Here is a 16,917-nt window from a genome sequence, read left to right as displayed (position 1 = left end):
GGGGAGCCTCAACCGGCCACTACCCGGTTGCGGCCCTCGCTCTTGGCGAGATAGAGGCGCTGGTCGGCCTTGCCGATCAACGCCTCGACGTCATGCTCGGCGTTCGCCTGCAGCACGCCGGCGCTGTAGGTGCAGGCGAAGCTCTGCTGCTCGGCGAGAAAGGAAAACCGGGCGAAGGCTTCGCGCAACTCGTCGACGACGCGCACGGCCTGGGGCTCCTCGCAGTCGTTCAGCACCAGCAGGAACTCCTCGCCGCCGTAGCGCCCGATCAGGTCCGACTCGCGCAGCCGCCGATCAAGCAGACTGGCCAGCGCGCGGATCACCTCGTCGCCGACCAAGTGGCCATAAGTATCGTTGACGCGCTTGAAGTGATCGATGTCGAGCATCACCACGCACAGCGGCTGCTGGCGGCGGCGCGCCTGGGCCAGCGCCGCGCTCAACTGCTCCTTGATGTCGGCATGCTTGAGCAGCCCGGTCAGGCCATCGCAGGAAAGCGCCATGGCCAGCGTCCGCGCGCGCCGTGCCCTGGCGGTGACCGCCGCGACCAGCGCCTCGGGTGCGATCGGCTTGACCATGAAATCGTCGCCGGCCTTGGTCATCGCCGTGAGCTGCGCGCGGGCATCCCCCGATGCCGACAGATAGACGATCGGCACCTGCAGCCAGCGCGAATGGTAACGCACGATCTGCGCCAGTTCGGGGCCGCTGCATTGAGGCATGCGTACGTCGAGCACCAGCACGTCGGGCGCGAAGCTTTCCATGACCTCGAGGGTCAGCTCGGGCCGGTCGAGGATGGTCACCGCAAAACCGGCGGTTTCGAGCACCAGACGGTGGTAATCCAGCGTCGAGGCGTCGTCGTCGACCATCAGCACGCGCATCGGCGCCGCCCGGTGTCCGCGCAGGTGAACCTCGAGCATCTCGGCCAGCCGGATCGGGTCCAGCGGCCGTGCCAAAAAGCCCACGACGCCGGCACGCACGGCGCGTAGCTGCACGTCGAATCGCTGCGACTCCTCGGTGGCGAATATCGGCAGTTGGACCGTCGTTTCGTGCTGGATCGCTTCGCCGATGGCCAGCCCCTCGGCCCCGCCATCGTCGGCAAAATGCAGGTCGAGAATCAGCGCATCGGGGCACCGTTCGCGACAGGCCCGCTGCAGCGCCAAGCCATCGACGAACAGGGTGGCCGCATAGTGAAAGCTCGCCAGGATCTGGCAGAGCTGACGGCCCAGCGCCTCGTCGTCCTCGAGGATATAGACGCGCGGGTATACCGCGGACGTGGCGTCCGGCGCCGTCAAGGCGGTCTGTACGGTCAGCGCTGAGACCGGCTTTGCCGGCTCGATCGAAGCCCGCGCCGGCTCGAGGAACCCCGGCAGCGCCATTACCCCGCATCTGACCTCGGCCAGCGATGACGGGGACGACGTCGCCAGGGCCTCGTCGAGCTGTATTTCGAGCGCACGACAGGCCTCGCCGAGGTCAACGAAACCGAAGGTCCCCGCGCCACCGGCGAGCTTGTGCAGGCGGTCCCTGATCGTCAGCCAGACGGCATCCCGGTCGCCACCGCCGGCAAGCTCCTCAGCGTCGGTAGCCAGCGCGGCCAGCTCATCGACCAACCACTGACTGTACTCTTCGCGCAACTGGCGAAGCCTTTCCTGAACGATGTCAACCGGATTGTGCTCCATGGAAGCCTGTCCAGATCGATTCGAGTTTACCCGCCAGGGTCATCGGGTCGAACGGCTTTACGATAACCGCCGTGGCGCCCAGGGCGATATAGCTCTGATGGTCGGCCGGCTGCGTCTTGGCAGTCATGAACACCACGGGCACGCCGACAAGATCGATGACCCCGGCGAGCGCGGCCAGCGTAGCGGGGCCGTCCATGCCAGGCATCATCACGTCGATCAGTAGCAGGTCGGGCTCGAACGCCGCCGCCTGCTCGACCGCCATGCGTCCGCTGGTGCAACTGAGCACCTGCAGCCCGCCGATGCTTTCCAGCGCGACCCGGGCGATCGCGCTGATCGACTCGTCGTCCTCGACGTGCAGCACACGCTGCAATCCTGTCATCTCTGCTCCCTCGGGCCTTTCGTCAACCTGTTCATGAGGCCACCGGCAGGCTGAACCAGAAGCGAGCCCCCTGACCGCTCACCGAGTCGAAGCCGATATCGCCGTGCATATGTTCCACTAGTTGCTTGGAGATAGCCAATCCCAGCCCCGTTCCACCCTGGCGACGGGTATTGCCGCTTTCGGCCTGGGCAAAATGCTGGAACAACCGCTCATGGAACGCCTCGGGCACTCCGGGGCCTCGGTCGCAAACCTCGACGAGGACTCGTCCAGCCGCGACGCGGTAATCGACCGTCACCGTTTCGCCAGGCGGCGAGAACTTGATGGCATTGGACAGCAGGTTGGCCATCACCTGCCCGAAGCGCAGGCCGTCGACCTCGACGCTCACCCGCGCAGCGCCCTGCAACGCCAGGTGCACGCCGTAGCTGTCGGCATAGCCGCGGTTACTGGCGAGGGCATCCTCGAGCAGTTCGCGCAGATCCAGCGTGCGAAATTCGAAGGCCAGCTTGTCGGCGGCCAGCTTCTCCCAGTCGAGCAGGTCGTCGACCAGTTGCCCCAGCCGCTCGGTGTTGCGCTGGGCCAGGCCGAGCATGTCGTTGATCGCGCCCGGCACTTCGCCCATGACCCCACCGTTGATCAGCGCCAGCGCGCCCTTGATCGAAGTCAGCGGGGTACGCAGCTCATGGCTGACCACGGCGACGAACTCGCTTTTCAGACGGTCGAGCTGGCGCTGTTCGGTGACGTCCTGGATCTGCGAGACGAAGTACAGCGGGCGTTGCTTGCCATCGCGGACCAGCGATACCGACAACAGGCCCCAGAGCATCTTGCCGTCCTGGGTGAAGTAGCGCTTGGTCAGTTGGTACTGGGGGATTTCGTCGCGGATCAACTGGCCGACCAGGTCGAGATCCAGGGCCAGGTCGTCGGGGTGAGTGAGGTGCTGGAACTCGGTCGTCAGCAGCGCTTCGCGTTCGAATCCCAGCATCGTGCACAGGGTCCGGTTGACCTCGATGAATCGCCCTTCCAGCGAGACCAGCGCCATTCCCTGAGGCGCGGTATCGAAGGCGACGCGGAACTGCGCCTCGCTCAGTTTCAGGGCCTGTTCCATCGCCTGCAACTGGCTGCGGTCGATGGCGACGCCCAGAAAACCGTCGATCAGTCCCGCGCAATCGCGGATCGCGCTAACCACCAGCCGAACCTGACGATGGCCGCCGTCGCGCTCGACGAAGGTCCAGTCGCCGCTTTCATTGCCGCCGCGCCGCGGCCTGTCGGTGAGCGCCTCGAAGGCGCGCACGGGCTCGCCGTAGAGCTGCGAGAGTTCGGCGGCATGCCGCTCGACCTCCTCGGGAAGATGGAACTTGAGCGGCGTGTAGTGGCCGACCACTTCATCGGCCGAATAGCCCAACAGGCGTTCCGCACCGGGGTTGAACAGCGAGATCAGCCCGACGCGGTCGGTGGCGATGATCGCCACTTCGGTGGAGGCGTCGATAACCGCCTGGAGACGCCGCCGTATACCGTCGACTTGCCGCTGGTAACGCGCGCGTTCGGTGACGTCGTGCATCGCCACGACCGCGCCCAGACGCGTGCCGTCGGCGTCGAAGAACGCCTGGCCGTTGCAGATCACCCGCCGCAGCGGCTGACCCTCGGCCTTGATGCAGATCTCGCGGTCGCGCACCGTCTCGCCCTTCCAGGCGGCCATCAGCGGAATGCGCTCGAGCGCCAGGGGCGTCTCGCCGTCGGCCTCGTAGAGATCGAAACGCGCGGTCCATTGCTCGGGCGGGGTGGCGAGCGGACCGCTCCCGTGCCAGTCCCGGGCACGTGAGTTGAAGAGATTCAATTGTCCCGCGGCATCGCTGGCGACGATGCCCTCGGGCATCGCCTCGAGCAGGCTATCGAGCAGCGCCTCGCGCGCCTGCGCCCGGCGCGTCTGGGCACGCCGTTCGATCAGCTGCACGGCAAGCCGCGCCAGATCCTCGAGCCCGCGACGCTGGGCGGCCTCGAGGCGCCGCGGGCGCGAGTCAATCACGCACAGGGTACCCAGGCGGTGGCCACCCGCCACCATCAGCGGCATGCCGGCATAGAAACGGATGTACGGCGGCCCGACGACCAGTGGGTTGTCGGCGAAACGCAGGTCGTCACGCGCATCGGGCACCTCCATCAATGAATCGGCGGCGATGGCGTGGGCGCAGAACGACTGGCTACGCGGCGTTTCCTGCACATCGAGGCCGACGCAGCTCTTGAACCATTGTCGCTGCGCGTCGACCAGCGAGATCAATGCCGTGGGCGCGTCGCAAAGCTGTGCCGCCAGACGGGTGAGCGCATCGAACTCTTCCTCGGCGACGGTGTCGAGGAGCTCGTAACCGGCCAATGCTGCGAGACGCGCGGCCTCGTCGGTTGCTGAGCTGCCGGGCTTTGGCGCGGAACAACGGGCCATGAAAGATCCTGGAAACGTACGAACGAATACCTACATTATCGGACCGTTCGGGCAAAACTGAACGCTCGCGGGGCGATGCTGGGATAGCGCGACGCTGCCGGTCTACACTGCAGGCATCCATGATGCGTCAAAAAGGAGACGATGCATGCCCGCAAGGATCTGCGAATGCCCCTATTGCGATTGCCCGATCCCCGAAACGGCGGTTCCCGTCAACGGTCGCTACTATTGCTGCACGGCCTGCGCGACAGCGCATGACGACCGCCGACCCTGCCAGGATCCGCAATGCGACTGTCACGAGCACGGCTGGGGTGGCATCAAGACCTGAGCCACCGCGCCCTGCCCCGAGGCCTGGCGTCGCCCGTTCGCGGCGACGCCACGGGCTTTCCCCACCTTAAGCGGAATTAACGTGGAACGTCACGCTGGCATTCCTCGACAAGCCGGTTCATCTTGAAATCATGTCTTCCCACCCAGCCCTCAGGAGGTCTGCCGACATAGCGCCCAGGAAGTGACGCCGAACGTAGCACGCTCGGCCCGTTGTCGTAGCAAGACAACTGCCCGCGTCGAACCTGCCGTTAACTCGAGGAGTGCTTGCCGATGGTTCTGATCGACAAGAAAGCGACCCGCCTTTACGTACTCGACACCAACGTCCTGATTCACGACCCCACTGCGCTCTATCATTTCGAGGAACACGACGTGGTCATTCCCATGACCGTGCTCGAGGAACTCGACAAGCACAAGAACGGCATTCGCGAGATCGCCCGCACCGCCCGCCAGATCAGCCGGACTCTTTCCGAACTCACATCCAAGGTCAGCTTCGACGAAATTCGCCGCGGCATTCCGCTGACCGACGCCTACGGCCATAGCGGTCGCCTGCGCTTTCTGTGCTACAGCGACCTCAAGCCCCTCGACCACCTGGAGGACAGCCCCGACAACCGCATCCTGGCGGAAACCTGCCGGCTGCGCGACGAACGCCCCGACGCCTCGGTGATCCTGGTCACCAAGGACATCAACCTGCGGGTCAAGGCCTCGGCCCTGAACGTGCCGGTCGAGGATTACCTCAACGACCGGGTGTTCAGCGACAGCGACGCGATGATCGAGGGCACCAAGGTCTATGCCCGGGCCGGACGCGACGGTGCGGGCCTGTGGGAGTCGCTGAACGTCGAGGTCGCCGTCGAGCGCATCGACCATCACACCTACTACCGCCTCAGCGGCGCCATCCCGGCCGACTGGCATGTCGGCATGTTGGTCTCGGACAGCGACAACGGCGCCGATTTCGAGGCCATCGTCCGTGAAGTGGCGCCCAGCTCGGCGCGCCTGCAACTGCTGACCAACTACCGTCACCACGACGGCGTGTGGGGCGTCCACGCCCACGATAGCCGCCAGAACTTCACCCTCAACCTGCTGATGGACCCCGAGATCGACCTGGTCAGCATCGCCGGCAACGCCGGTACCGGCAAGACCTACATGACGCTTGCCGCGGCCTTCCAGCAGACGCTGGACAGCAAGCTGTTCGAACGCATCGTGTTCACCCGGGCACCCATACCGATGGGCGAGGACATCGGCTTTCTGCCCGGCACCGAGGAGGAGAAGATGGGCCCCTGGATGGGCGCCTTCCACGACAACATGGACAACCTGCTGCGCGACGAGAAGGACGGCACCTCGAGCTGGAGCGAGGGCGCCACGCGTCAACTGATCGGTTCACGGGTACAGATACGCTCGCCGACCTTCATGCGCGGACGCACCCTCAACGACACCTTCTTGATCATCGACGAGGCCCAGAACTTCACGCCCAAGCAACTCAAGGCCCTGGTCTCGCGGGCCGGGCGCAACACCAAGATCGTCTGCCTGGGCAACGTCGGCCAGATCGACACCCCCTACCTCACCGCCAATACCTGTGGCATGGCGGCGCTGGTCGAACGCTTCCGCGACTGGCCGCACGCCGGTCACGTCACCCTCAAGAGCGTGGAACGCTCGCGCCTGGCACTGGCCGCCGAAGAACTGCTCTGAACCGCCCACCCTCAAACGACAACGGCACCCGCGGGTGCCGTTGTCTTGACGCCTGCAATGGAGCGCTCAGTGCTTGGCGTTGACCGCTTTCTCGAGCAGCGCCTCGCTCTCGCTGCCCGGGCCCTTTTCCATGATCTTCTGCGCTTCGTGGTACAGGCAGATATAGGTATTGCACGAGGCGCAGAACACCTTGTCGTCCGGATTATGGACTTCCGAGACACGCATCAGGTGACTACCGCATTTCGGACAGCCCACCGGCATGCGGAAATCTTCGGACAAATCGTTACTGGTCATCGCAATCACTCCATTGACGTTGCGCGTTCGGCCGCGTCGCGACCGCTACTGCTAGTCTTTGGGGTATCGGCGGATTTATCAAGCCGCGCGACGCCGCAGCACTGCTCAAGCTGCCCGACGCCGCAGCACCACGCTGAGGTTGTTGGCCGGCATCTCGACGATGCGCTCGATCGACAGACCGTTGGCCCGCGCCAGCGTGCGAATCGCTGCCAGCGAACGGATGCCCCAGCTCGGATCGCGGCGACGCAGGTCGGCGTCGAAGGCGATATTGCTGGGCGCCGTCGGCACGCCATCGCGCTGGAAGGGACCGTAGAGGAACAATACTCCGCCCTCGGGCAGGCGCGCGCCGGCCTCGCCGAGCAGCGCCTCGCTCGCCTCCCAGGGTGAAATGTGCAGCATGTTGATGACCACCAGCGCGTCGAAGTCCCGCTCTGACCAGGGACGCTCCAGCACGTTCAGTTCGATCGGGCCCGCCAGGTTGTCGAGTGCCGCGACGTCGCGCCAGGCCGCGATCGAGGCCCGCGCCCGGGGCTCGGGATCGCTGGGCTGCCAATGCACGTTCGGCAAGGCCGCGGCGAAATGGACGGCATGCTCGCCGCTGCCGCTGGCGATCTCGAGCACCCGCGAGGAGCCGTCCAGCGCCGTTTTCAGGACCTCCAGAATCGGCTCTCGATTGCGCGCCACGGCCGCGCTGGAAAGCCGCGCATCGCTCGTCTTGTCGTCACTGTGCATGAAATCACTCCATCAAGGGCCTCTCGCGATGCCGCGAGCCGACCATGCCCGCCTCAAGATTTGCTGCCACCCGGTCGATAAACCCTGCTAGGACTCGAGCTTCTCTCGGGCGACCGTCGTCCGGCCGCTCATGCTACCGGCGGCACGCCCAAAAGAAACCGGCAAAGGAACCGCAGCGCTGAGGATCGTCGCCACCATGCAACTCTACGCTATACCAGACAGCGCGGCCTGGTCGCCAGCGCTGTCAAATCGATACTCGCCTGACGCTTGCGGAGGCGTTCGGTCCCCTCTCGCTCGATGGCCGGGCGTCATGTGCGTCCGGCGTTCCGAGGAGCCTAACCGGCATGCCTGATCGTCGCGCAATCCTTGCCAGCCGCATCCTGGTGGCCGACGACGACCCCGCGGCCAGCACTCGGGTCGCGGCGCTGCTCGCCGCGCAAGGCTACAACAACGTCGACCGCCTCGACGAGCCAGCCCGGCTCAACGAGCACCTTCATCGGCATCCAACCGACCTGATACTGCTGGCGGTACGCCCCCCGCCTCACCAAGGCCTGGAGCTGATTAGCCGACTGCGTAGCCAGGCGGGCCTTCAGGGACCGCCGGTGATCGCGCTGACCGAGCCGGCGGATGGCCATCTACGCGGCCAGGCGTTGAAGCTCGGCGCCCGCGACTGCCTGACCCGGCCATTCGACCAGTTGGAAGCGGTACAGCGCGTGCACAACGCTCTGCGCTCCCGGCGCCTGTATCGCCAGCGCGACAACCAGGCCGCCGAGCTCGAGATCTTGGTCGACCGGCGTACCGCCGAGCTCGAGCGCCTGGCACTCGAAGAGCCGATCACCGGCCTGCCCAACCGCCGCGCGCTGCTCAACCATCTGCAACGCTGCCTGGCCCATGAGCCGCCGAGCGGCTACCTGCTGTTCATCGCGCTCGATGGGCTCGACGACATCGCCAGACTGCACGGCTATCCGGCCTCGGACGCCCTGCTCGGACACGCCTGTCGGCTGATCGACGGTCACATCGCAGACAGCGACATGCTGGGCTGCTGGGGTGGGGCCGAACTGCTGATGGTCTGCCAGAGTCTGAGCAACGACGATGACGTCTTCAGGCGTGCCGAAGCCATTCGCGACGCGCTCGCCCGCGACCACTTGGTCGACGATCTGCTGGTCAGCCTGGGCTGTCGCATCGGCATCAGCCACGCCGGTGTCGACGCCCCCGGCGCCGACCAACTGGTACGTCTGGCGACACTGGCATTGCCGCCGCAAGGCGCCCCGGCGGTACGCGCCTATGCCGTCGAGCTGGAGCAGCGTCACCAGAAGCGCGCCCGCATGCAGCAATTGATGCGCGAAGCCGCTCCCGGTGGCGAACTGCACCTCGTCTACCAGCCCAAAGTGTACCTGCCCACCGGCCGCATGGTCGGCGTGGAAGCCCTGGTGCGTTGGCACAGTGCCGAGCTCGGGATGATTTCGCCCGGCGAGTTCGTGCCGTTGGCCGAAGCCAATGGCGACATCCTGGCGATCGGCGACTGGGTCGTCGACGAGGCGATTCGTCAACTGGCCGAATGGCGCGAACGCGGCCATGTCGACGAGCACTTCAGCATTGCCATCAATGTCGCCACCCGCCAGCTGATGCACAGCGACTTCGCCGTTCGACTGCTGTCGCGCTTGCAGCGGGCCGACCTGCCCGCCCACGCCCTGCAGGTCGAGGTTACCGAATCGGGGCTGATGGAGGACGTCGCCGTGGCCCGGCAGACGCTGCAGACACTGGCCGACCAGGGCATCAAGGTGGCGATCGACGACTTCGGCACCGGTTACTCGTCGCTTGCCTATCTGAAGACGCTACCGGTGACGACGCTCAAGATCGACCGGACCTTCATTCGCGACATGCTTCACAACAGCCACGATCGCAGCCTATCGAACACCGTGATCCGCCTGGCTCACAGCTTCGATTGCGATGTCGTCGCCGAGGGCATCGAACAGCGCCAGCAGGCCGAACTGCTGGCCTCGCTGGGCTGCGAGTATGCGCAGGGCTACTGGTTCTCGCGGCCGCTGGCCGCCGGTGACTTCCTGGCCTGGAAGCGTCGCTACGAGGCCCGTCCGCACGACCGGCAACCGAGCGATACCCCGCCGACACTCGGCTCGCGAAGCTAGGCCTGCCTGCAGACCGCGCAAAAAAAGACCCGCCAAGCGGCGGGTCGAACAACAGCACGGGCTGTCGAGAGAGCAGCATGCCCGCCGCCTGCGGCGGCAGCGGGCGAAAGATCGGCTTAGTTGAAGCGCTCGGCGGCCTCTCGAGCCAGCGCCTCGATGCCTGCCCAATCGCCGGCCTCGACCAGCTCCTTGGGAGTCACCCACGAGCCGCCGACGCACATCACGTTGGCAAGCTTCAGGTACTCATCGGCGTTTTCGGGAGTAATGCCGCCGGTGGGGCAGAAGCGCGCCTCGGGGATCGGGCCGCCGAACGCCTTGATCGACGCCGCCCCACCGCTGGATTCGGCCGGAAAGAACTTGAAGCGCCGATAGCCGTATTGCCAGCCGTTCATCAGCTCGGAGATCGTCGCCACGCCCGGCAGCATCGGCACCGGGCTACTCACGCCGTAGCGATAGAGGGCATCGGTGGCGCCGGGAGTGACCACGAAATCGACGCCGAGCCGTTCGGCCTGGCGGTACTGGGCCGGCGTCAGCACGGTGCCGGCACCGATGCTGGCACCGGGCAACGCCTCGCGCATGCGCGCGATGGCATCCAGCGCGCAGTCGGTGCGCAGGGTGATCTCGAGCACCGGCAGGCCGCCCTCAACCAGCGCACGTCCCAGCGGCACGGCGTCCTCGAGACGCTCGATGGTCAATACCGGAATCACCGACGCCTTCTGGCAGATGCTGTCGAGTTCAGTGGTCCGGGTCGAGGGCAACTGCTTTTCATTGCTCATGTCAGGCTCCAGCAAAATCGGTTCAGGGCGCCCAAAAGACCGCCAGTGGGCAGGCTAGGAAGGCGCGAATAGGCAGCTCGCGGGCGTCGTCGCCGGCCATGGCGCGCGCCAGCACACTGCGCTTGTCGTCGCCGACGATGTGCAGGACATGGCGACGCGCCTGGTGCAGGCGTCCGGCGCTCAGGGTAATGCGCGGCTGCGGCACGCTGGGCGCGCGCGCGGCGACCAACGGCTCGTCGGTCGTCAACGCGAGGCCGAGCTCGCCGCTGTCGGGAATCAGCGAAGCGGTATGGCCGTCGCCGCCCATGCCCAGCACCACGACGCTGGCCGGCCAGGGCAGATCGACGACGCGCCGGGCTACCGACTCGACACCCTGCTCGGGCGTGGCGTCGCCACTGGTCAGCGGACAGAAACTGGCCGCCGCGGCCGGCCCTTGCAGCAGGTGTTCGCGAACCAGACGGGCGTTGCTGTCGTCGGCATCCTCGGCGACCCAGCGTTCGTCGGCCAGCGTTACGTCGATACGCGACCAGGGCAGCTCGATGCTCGCCAGACGCTTGAAGAAGGGCACCGGCGTCGAACCGCCCGAGACGACCAGCAAGGCCCGTTCGTGATTCTCCAGGTCCGCGGCCAGCGCACTGGCGACCGCTTCTGCGAGTTGCGCGGCGAGTTGCTCGCGCGGCGTGGATGCACTCATCGTCAATAATCCTCGTACCAGCTGCGGCCATCCTTGGTGATCATGGCGATCGACGCCACCGGGCCCCAGGAGCCCGCCGGATAGCGACGCGGTGGAATGTCGCGCTCGGCCCAGCCCGCCACCAGCTTGTCGCACCAGCGCCAGGCATGTTCGATCTCGTCGCGCCGCACGAACAGATATTGCTGGCCCTTCATCACCTCGAGCAGCAAGCGCTCGTAGGCGTCGGGAATGCGCGACTTGGGGAACGCACTGTTGAAGTCTAGATGCAACGGCCCGGGGCGCAGCCGCATGCCCTTGTCGAGCCCACCGTCCTTGGTCAGCACCTGCAGCGCGATGCCCTCTTCGGGCTGCAGCCGAATGATCAGCTTGTTGGCCGCCAGATCGCGCTGGTCAGGATCGAAGATGTAGTGCGGCTGCTGACGGAAGTGGATGATGATCTGCGACAGCTTGTCCGGCATGCGCTTGCCGGTGCGCAGGTAGAACGGCACGCCCGCCCAGCGCCAGTTGGAGACTTCGGTCTTCATCGCGACGAAGGTCTCGGTGCGACTCTCGGTATCCGAGCCTTCCTCGTCGAGATAGCCCGGCACGCTGGTGCCGTCGATCGAGCCCGCCGTGTACTGGCCGCGCACAACGTCACGCCCGATACTGTCCCGCGAGAACGGCTTCAGGGCCTTGAGCACCTTGACCTTCTCGTCGCGGATGGCGTCGGCGTCGAGATTGGATGGCGGGTCCATGGCAATCAGGCAGAGCAACTGCAACAGGTGGTTCTGGACCATGTCGCGCAGCTGGCCGGCCTTGTCGAAGTAGCCCCAGCGGCCCTCGATACCCACCTGTTCGGCGACGGTGATCTCGACGTGGGAGATCTGGTTCTGGTTCCACTGGTTGCCGAACAGCGGGTTGGCGAAGCGCAGCGCGATCAGGTTCTGGACGGTCTCCTTGCCCAGATAATGATCGATGCGATAGATCCGTTCCTCGGGGAAGACTGCGCCGATGGCGTCGTTGATTTCCTGAGAGGATTCCAAGTCGTAACCGATCGGCTTCTCGACCACCACCCGCGATTGGTTGTCGAGACTGTTGCTGGCTTCCAGGTTGCCGCAGATATCGCCATAGATGGCCGCCGGCACCGCCAGATACACGGTCATCGGCCGCGAGACGCCCTCGCGCCACTCGCGAATGGCCTCGTAGCCATCGACGGTGGCGAAATCGAGCTTGAGGTATTCGAGGCGGGCAATGAATCGCTTGACGCACTGCTGATCGAGGTTACCCCGCTTGACGTACTTGTTGAGCGCCTCTTCCACCCGCTGGCGAAAGGCGGCGCCATCGATCTCCTGGCGCGCCAGGCCCAGGACGCGGGTCTCGGCGGCGAGCAGCCCGTCGCGGTCGAGGTTATACAGCGCCGGGTACAACTTGCGCATGGCCAGGTCACCCATGGCGCCGAACAGCGCCAGATCAATCTCGGGAGTACCGTCTTGGATCATGCCTCGAACCCCTTAAATCTGGTTATCTTACGCATAAAATAGGACATTGTAGTGCATGCCAGCAATCGATATCGGTAATTTTACTACCAAGTCGTACCGCGTGTGTGCTCGCCCGCAGCTCGGAGCGCTTGGCGGGTCGGTAGCCGTCACGCTAGGATGTGGCGAGCGATGTAGTTAAATCACTACATGATGACAGTATCGGAGTCCTTTCCTGCATGGCCAGCCACGATCTTCTCGACCGTATCCGCGCCCGCCTCGACGAGCTCAACCGCTCGGAGCGCAAGGTGGCCGACGTCATCCTCAAGGATCCGGCGACCGCGACCGGGCTGAGCATCGCCACGCTGGCCCAGACCGCCTCGGTCAGCGAGCCGACCGTCAACCGTTTCTGCCGCAACTTCGACGCCAAGGGCTACCCCGACTTCAAGATCAAGCTAGCCCAGAGTCTAGCCGGGGGCACGCCCTACGTCAGCCGCAGTGTCGAACGCGACGACGATGCCGCCCGCTACGGTGACAAGATCTTCGGCGCGACCATCGCCGCCCTCGACGATGCCCGCCGCGCACTCGACTCAAAGCGCATCGAGCGCGCCGTCGACTACCTGATCCAGGCCAAGCAGATCCACTTCTTCGGTCTCGGCGCGTCGGGGCCGGTCGCCCAGGATGCCCAGCATAAGTTCTTCCGCTTCAACCTGCCGGTGATGGTCCACGAGGACGTGCTGATGCAGCGCATGGTCGCCGCCGCCAGCCACACCGGCGACGTGATCGTGATCATCTCGTACACCGGGCGTACCCGCGAGCTGGTCGAGATCGCCCGGCTGGCCCGCGAGAACGGCGCGGTGATCCTCGGCATCACCGCGCCGGGATCGCCGCTGGCCGGCGAATGCACCGAGACGCTCGAGGTCATCGCCCCCGAGGACACCGACATCTATATGCCGATGACCTCGCGAATGATCCATCTGGCGCTGATCGACGTGCTCGCCACCGGGGTCACCCTGCGCCGTGGCGAGGATTTTCAGAGCCATCTCAAGAAGATCAAGGACAGCCTGCAGGCGACCCGTTTTCCGCCCAAGGACAGCTGAACGCTGGACGCTGCTGGCGGCCCGGACCCGCCGCACTTGCCCGGGCCTCGCCGAGGCCCAACAATAGCCCCCTTTCTCAAGCGAGGAGTGCTTCCATGCGCCGGCTAATCGCCACCGCCCTGCTGTTGTGTCTGACCTCTCTGCTCGTCCCCGTGGCCAGCGCCGAAACCTTTCGCTTCACCGCGATCCCCGACGAGGACCAGTCGCGGCTGGTCGAACGCTTCCAGAAGGTTGCCGACTATCTAGCCGATGAGCTCGGCGTCGAGGTCGAGTACGTGCCGGTCAAGTCCTACAGCGCCGCGGTCAGTGCGTTTCGCAACGACCAGGTTCAGCTGGCCTGGTTCGGCGGGCTGTCCGGCGTCCAGGCGCGGCGCCTGGTCCCCGGCTCGCAGGCGCTCGCCCAGGGCAGCGAGGACGCGGCCTTCCACAGCTATTTCATCGCCAACAGCGCGACCGGCCTCGAGGCGAGCGATGACGGGCTGCCCGCGGCGATCGCAGGTCACTCGTTCACCTTCGGCGCCAAGACTTCGACCTCCGGCCGGCTGATGCCCGAGTTCTATCTGCGTCAGCAGTTCGACGAGACGCCGGAGGCGCTGTTCTCGCGGGTCGGCTTCTCCGGCGACCATTCGCGGACCATCGCGCTGGTCGAGTCCGGCACCTACGATATCGGCGCGGTCAACTTCACCGTCTGGCAAGCCGCGGTGGAAGACGGCCGGGTCGACACCGACAAGGTCAAGGTACTCTGGGAGACCCCCGCCTACCCCGACTATCAGTGGACGATTCGCGGCGACGTCGATGCGCGTTTCGGCGATGGCTTCACCGGCCGGGTCCGCCAGGTGCTGCTCGACATGAGCGATCCCGAACTGCTGGAGAGCTTCCCCCGCGACGGCTTCATACCGGCCGCCAACGACGACTATGCGCCGATCGAACAGGTTGGCGAGGAACTCGGCCTGCTGCGTTGATGGTGGCCGAACCCGCCCCGCTATTGCGGCTCGAGAACGCCGATCTCGGCCATGGCCGGCATGTGGTGCTGGCCAAGCTCTCGCTCACCCTCAACGCCGGCGAACGTGTCGCGCTGCTCGGCCCGAGCGGCGCCGGCAAGTCGACGCTGCTCGCCGCGCTGCGAAGCCGTCTGGCCGGCGAGGTAGCCTGGTGCCCGCAGAGTCACGGCCTGGTGCCGCAGTTGGCGGTCTATCACAATGTCTATATGGGTCGCCTCGAACGCCGCTCCGCGCTCGCCAACCTGTGGAACTTGGTGCGCCCCGAACGTAGCACCTGGGCCGAGATCGCCGCGCTGTGCGACGAACTCGGCCTCGAGGGGCTGCTCAAGAGGCCGGTCGCGCAACTCTCCGGCGGTCAGCGCCAGCGCGTGGCGATCGCTCGAGCGCTCTATCAGCAGCGCCGGATCTTCCTCGGCGACGAACCGGTAGCCAGCGTCGATCCGCATCAGGCGCTGCGCCTGCTGGCGCTGATCGACGCGCGCCATGCCACCAGTGTCGTCGCGCTGCACCAACGCGAATTGGCACTGACGCACTTCGACCGCGTCTGGGGGCTGCGCGAAGGCCGGCTCGAACTCGACGCACCGACCCGCGAGTTGAGCCTGGCCGACCTCGATCGGCTTTATCCCGCCGCCGATAGCGACACACGGATCCGCGACGAGGCCGGCGATGCGTGAACCCCCGCCCGGTATCCTGCGCGGCGATTCGCCCGGCCTGAGTCTGGCGCGGCGTTCGCTGGTACTCATCGCGCTGTGTCTGCTCGCACTACCGCTCGCCGACCTGGCCGTCGTCGCCCACGATCCCTGGGCGGAGCTCGCGCGGATGGCCGGCGGGCTGGCCTGGCCGAGCTGGAGCAGTCTCTCTTCGCCGCTGCACGCCACGGCCCTGACCGTCGGCGTGGCGCTGTGGGGTACCTTCCTCGGCGTGCTGCTGGGTTTTCCGCTGGCGCTGATCTTCGCCCGTTCGCGACTGGTACGCGCCGGCTGCGCCTTCGTCCGCGCCATCCACGAACTGTTCTGGGCGCTGTTGTTCCTGCAGGTATTCGGCCTGTCGGCGGTCACCGCGCTGGCGGCACTCGCCGTGCCCTACGCGGGGATCTTCGCCAAGGTCTATGCCGAGATTCTCGAGCAGACACCGGGCAGCGCCGCCGACAGCCTGCCACCCGGGGTCGATCGGTTGTCACGTTTCATCTATGCCGAGCTGCCGCTGGTCTGGTCGCGGCTCGCCGCCTATACCCGCTATCGCTTCGAATGCTCGCTGCGCGCCAGCGTGCTGCTGGGCTTCGTCGGCCTGCCGACGCTGGGCTTTCACCTCGAGAGCGCATTTCGCGAGGGCCACTATCACGAGGCCGGCGCCCTACTCTGGCTGTTCTACCTGCTGATCGGCTCGATCGGGCTGTGGAGTCACCGCTGGCTGGTGCCCTGGCTGCTGCTGGCCAGCCTGTTCGTGCTCGGCCCCTGGCCGCAGGTCGATGGCGATCTGCTGTGGCGCTTCGTCAGCCAGGACCTGTGGCCGGCGCCGCTACGCGATGGCGACTGGGCCGGGCTGGTCGTCTGGCTCACCGAGATTCCCGACCTGCTGCCGGCGATCGGCAATACCCTGCTGCTCGGGCTGATGGGCACCGTCGGCGCCCTGCTGGTTGCACTGCTGGTCTGGCCAATGGCCAGCCGCCACTTCGGCAACCGCACGTCACGCTTCGCCGGCAAGGCACTGCTGGTCGGGCTGCGCTCGACCCCCGAGTTGATGTTGGCGTTCATCTTCCTGCTGTTGCTCGGTCCTTCGATGCTGCCGGCCTGGCTGGCATTGGCACTGCACAACGGGGCGTTGCTCGCCTTTCTTGCCGCGCGCCATGCCGACAGCGTGGAACCCGGCATGCCCGGACTGCCCGCCAGCGGTCGCTACGCCTATGAGTTGCTGCCCCGCCTCTACCCCGGGCTGCTCGCGCTGCTGTTCTACCGCGCCGAGGTGATCATCCGCGAGACCGCCTTACTCGGCATGCTCGGGGTGGCCACGCTGGGCTTTCATATCGACTCGAGCTTCGCCTACCTGATGTTCGACCAGGCATTCTTCCTGCTGCTGGTCACCGCAATGATCAACATCGCCGTCGATGCCCTCGCCCGTCGTTATCGGCCCCGCGACGTGGTGATGGACGATCCGTGCAGCCGTTGAATGGGCCGCATCCGACCTTTTGCCGAGCTACCTGCCCCTCATCGCAGCCCTCGCAATCCCGCGCAA

The 16,917-nt window shown here is 66.0% G+C and carries 15 protein-coding genes; 7 read left to right on the top strand and 8 right to left on the bottom strand.

What is annotated here, in order from left to right; all coding sequences use genetic code 11:
* Positions 1-8 precede the first annotated feature (8 nt).
* Genes R6258_RS11245 through R6258_RS11235 form a run of 3 tightly spaced genes read right to left on the bottom strand, consistent with a single transcriptional unit; the run spans position 9 to position 4,480 of the window.
* Positions 9-1,673 (bottom strand): diguanylate cyclase, encoded by a 1,665-nt coding sequence (locus R6258_RS11245; RefSeq protein ID WP_318450254.1) that lies wholly within the window; start codon positions 1,671-1,673, stop codon positions 9-11.
* Positions 1,654-2,052, bottom strand: a complete 399-nt coding sequence (locus R6258_RS11240; protein ID WP_318450252.1) for a response regulator — start codon at positions 2,050-2,052, stop codon at positions 1,654-1,656. Before R6258_RS11240 ends, R6258_RS11245 begins: the two co-directional genes overlap by 20 nt.
* A gap of 31 nt (positions 2,053-2,083) precedes the next feature.
* Positions 2,084-4,480: a PAS domain S-box protein gene (locus R6258_RS11235; protein ID WP_318450251.1), complete on the bottom strand. Its 2,397-nt coding sequence runs from the start codon at positions 4,478-4,480 to the stop codon at positions 2,084-2,086.
* A 145-nt stretch (positions 4,481-4,625) separates the two neighbouring features.
* Between R6258_RS11235 and R6258_RS11230 the strand changes: the two genes are divergently transcribed.
* On the top strand, positions 4,626-4,805 hold the full coding sequence (locus R6258_RS11230) for a metallothionein (protein ID WP_318450249.1): 180 nt from the start codon (positions 4,626-4,628) through the stop codon (positions 4,803-4,805).
* A 269-nt stretch (positions 4,806-5,074) separates the two neighbouring features.
* Positions 5,075-6,487 (top strand): PhoH family protein, encoded by a 1,413-nt coding sequence (locus tag R6258_RS11225; RefSeq protein ID WP_318450248.1) that lies wholly within the window; start codon positions 5,075-5,077, stop codon positions 6,485-6,487.
* 66 nt (positions 6,488-6,553) lie between these two features.
* Here R6258_RS11225 and R6258_RS11220 read toward each other — a convergent pair whose 3' ends face one another.
* Both R6258_RS11220 and R6258_RS11215 read right to left on the bottom strand, forming a co-directional pair.
* Complete coding sequence (locus R6258_RS11220; protein ID WP_318450247.1) at positions 6,554-6,781, bottom strand: hypothetical protein; 228 nt, start codon at positions 6,779-6,781, stop codon at positions 6,554-6,556.
* Between the two features lie 105 nt (positions 6,782-6,886).
* On the bottom strand, positions 6,887-7,513 hold the full coding sequence (locus R6258_RS11215; protein ID WP_318450245.1) for a DUF938 domain-containing protein: 627 nt from the start codon (positions 7,511-7,513) through the stop codon (positions 6,887-6,889).
* Between the two features lie 344 nt (positions 7,514-7,857).
* On the opposite strand from R6258_RS11215, the gene R6258_RS11210 reads away from it, so the two are divergent.
* The gene (locus tag R6258_RS11210; RefSeq protein ID WP_318450243.1) at positions 7,858-9,660 is read left to right on the top strand and encodes a putative bifunctional diguanylate cyclase/phosphodiesterase; all 1,803 of its coding nucleotides are present in this window, start codon (positions 7,858-7,860) and stop codon (positions 9,658-9,660) included.
* Between the two features lie 116 nt (positions 9,661-9,776).
* Here R6258_RS11210 and R6258_RS11205 read toward each other — a convergent pair whose 3' ends face one another.
* The 3 genes from R6258_RS11205 to zwf are packed head-to-tail and all read right to left on the bottom strand — an operon-like array spanning position 9,777 to position 12,608.
* A complete protein-coding gene (locus R6258_RS11205; protein ID WP_318450241.1) occupies positions 9,777-10,436 on the bottom strand; it encodes a bifunctional 4-hydroxy-2-oxoglutarate aldolase/2-dehydro-3-deoxy-phosphogluconate aldolase in 660 nt (219 codons plus the stop codon).
* Positions 10,437-10,458: 22 nt separating this feature from the next.
* Positions 10,459-11,130: a 6-phosphogluconolactonase gene (gene pgl / locus R6258_RS11200; RefSeq protein ID WP_318450239.1), complete on the bottom strand. Its 672-nt coding sequence runs from the start codon at positions 11,128-11,130 to the stop codon at positions 10,459-10,461.
* 2 nt (positions 11,131-11,132) lie between these two features.
* On the bottom strand, positions 11,133-12,608 hold the full coding sequence (gene zwf, locus R6258_RS11195) for a glucose-6-phosphate dehydrogenase (protein ID WP_318450237.1): 1,476 nt from the start codon (positions 12,606-12,608) through the stop codon (positions 11,133-11,135).
* Between the two features lie 215 nt (positions 12,609-12,823).
* Here zwf and R6258_RS11190 point away from each other — a divergent pair, with 215 nt between their 5' ends.
* From R6258_RS11190 to R6258_RS11175, 4 genes are all read left to right on the top strand, one after another.
* Positions 12,824-13,684 (top strand): MurR/RpiR family transcriptional regulator, encoded by an 861-nt coding sequence (locus R6258_RS11190; protein ID WP_318450235.1) that lies wholly within the window; start codon positions 12,824-12,826, stop codon positions 13,682-13,684.
* A 95-nt stretch (positions 13,685-13,779) separates the two neighbouring features.
* Positions 13,780-14,646, top strand: a complete 867-nt coding sequence (locus R6258_RS11185) for a putative selenate ABC transporter substrate-binding protein (RefSeq protein WP_318450233.1) — start codon at positions 13,780-13,782, stop codon at positions 14,644-14,646.
* Positions 14,646-15,359 carry an ATP-binding cassette domain-containing protein gene (locus tag R6258_RS11180; protein WP_318450231.1) on the top strand — a complete coding sequence of 238 codons (714 nt, stop codon included), beginning with the start codon at positions 14,646-14,648 and terminating at the stop codon, positions 15,357-15,359. The genes R6258_RS11185 and R6258_RS11180 overlap by 1 nt, the downstream gene beginning before the upstream one ends.
* The gene (locus tag R6258_RS11175; RefSeq protein WP_318450229.1) at positions 15,352-16,851 is read left to right on the top strand and encodes an ABC transporter permease; all 1,500 of its coding nucleotides are present in this window, start codon (positions 15,352-15,354) and stop codon (positions 16,849-16,851) included. The genes R6258_RS11180 and R6258_RS11175 overlap by 8 nt, the downstream gene beginning before the upstream one ends.
* Positions 16,852-16,917: the final 66 nt, after the last annotated feature.

The organism is Halomonas sp. HP20-15 (genome assembly GCF_033446685.1).
GTDB lineage: Bacteria > Pseudomonadota > Gammaproteobacteria > Pseudomonadales > Halomonadaceae > Modicisalibacter.
This window is presented reverse-complemented; position numbering and strand designations above follow the sequence as displayed.

What these genes read in the sequence shown, in the direction of transcription:
- R6258_RS11215 (WP_318450245.1), bottom strand. Translation starts at nt 7,513, where the DNA reads ATGCACAGTGACGACAAGACGAGCGATGCGCGGCTTTCCAGCGCGGCC.
- R6258_RS11185 (WP_318450233.1), top strand. Translation starts at nt 13,780, where the DNA reads ATGCGCCGGCTAATCGCCACCGCCCTGCTGTTGTGTCTGACCTCTCTG.
- R6258_RS11235 (WP_318450251.1), bottom strand. Translation starts at nt 4,480, where the DNA reads ATGGCCCGTTGTTCCGCGCCAAAGCCCGGCAGCTCAGCAACCGACGAG.
- R6258_RS11245 (WP_318450254.1), bottom strand. Translation starts at nt 1,673, where the DNA reads ATGGAGCACAATCCGGTTGACATCGTTCAGGAAAGGCTTCGCCAGTTG.
- R6258_RS11220 (WP_318450247.1), bottom strand. Translation starts at nt 6,781, where the DNA reads ATGACCAGTAACGATTTGTCCGAAGATTTCCGCATGCCGGTGGGCTGT.
- R6258_RS11225 (WP_318450248.1), top strand. Translation starts at nt 5,075, where the DNA reads ATGGTTCTGATCGACAAGAAAGCGACCCGCCTTTACGTACTCGACACC.
- zwf (WP_318450237.1), bottom strand. Translation starts at nt 12,608, where the DNA reads ATGATCCAAGACGGTACTCCCGAGATTGATCTGGCGCTGTTCGGCGCC.
- pgl (WP_318450239.1), bottom strand. Translation starts at nt 11,130, where the DNA reads ATGAGTGCATCCACGCCGCGCGAGCAACTCGCCGCGCAACTCGCAGAA.
- R6258_RS11175 (WP_318450229.1), top strand. Translation starts at nt 15,352, where the DNA reads ATGCGTGAACCCCCGCCCGGTATCCTGCGCGGCGATTCGCCCGGCCTG.
- R6258_RS11205 (WP_318450241.1), bottom strand. Translation starts at nt 10,436, where the DNA reads ATGAGCAATGAAAAGCAGTTGCCCTCGACCCGGACCACTGAACTCGAC.
- R6258_RS11210 (WP_318450243.1), top strand. Translation starts at nt 7,858, where the DNA reads ATGCCTGATCGTCGCGCAATCCTTGCCAGCCGCATCCTGGTGGCCGAC.
- R6258_RS11180 (WP_318450231.1), top strand. Translation starts at nt 14,646, where the DNA reads ATGGTGGCCGAACCCGCCCCGCTATTGCGGCTCGAGAACGCCGATCTC.
- R6258_RS11230 (WP_318450249.1), top strand. Translation starts at nt 4,626, where the DNA reads ATGCCCGCAAGGATCTGCGAATGCCCCTATTGCGATTGCCCGATCCCC.
- R6258_RS11240 (WP_318450252.1), bottom strand. Translation starts at nt 2,052, where the DNA reads ATGACAGGATTGCAGCGTGTGCTGCACGTCGAGGACGACGAGTCGATC.
- R6258_RS11190 (WP_318450235.1), top strand. Translation starts at nt 12,824, where the DNA reads ATGGCCAGCCACGATCTTCTCGACCGTATCCGCGCCCGCCTCGACGAG.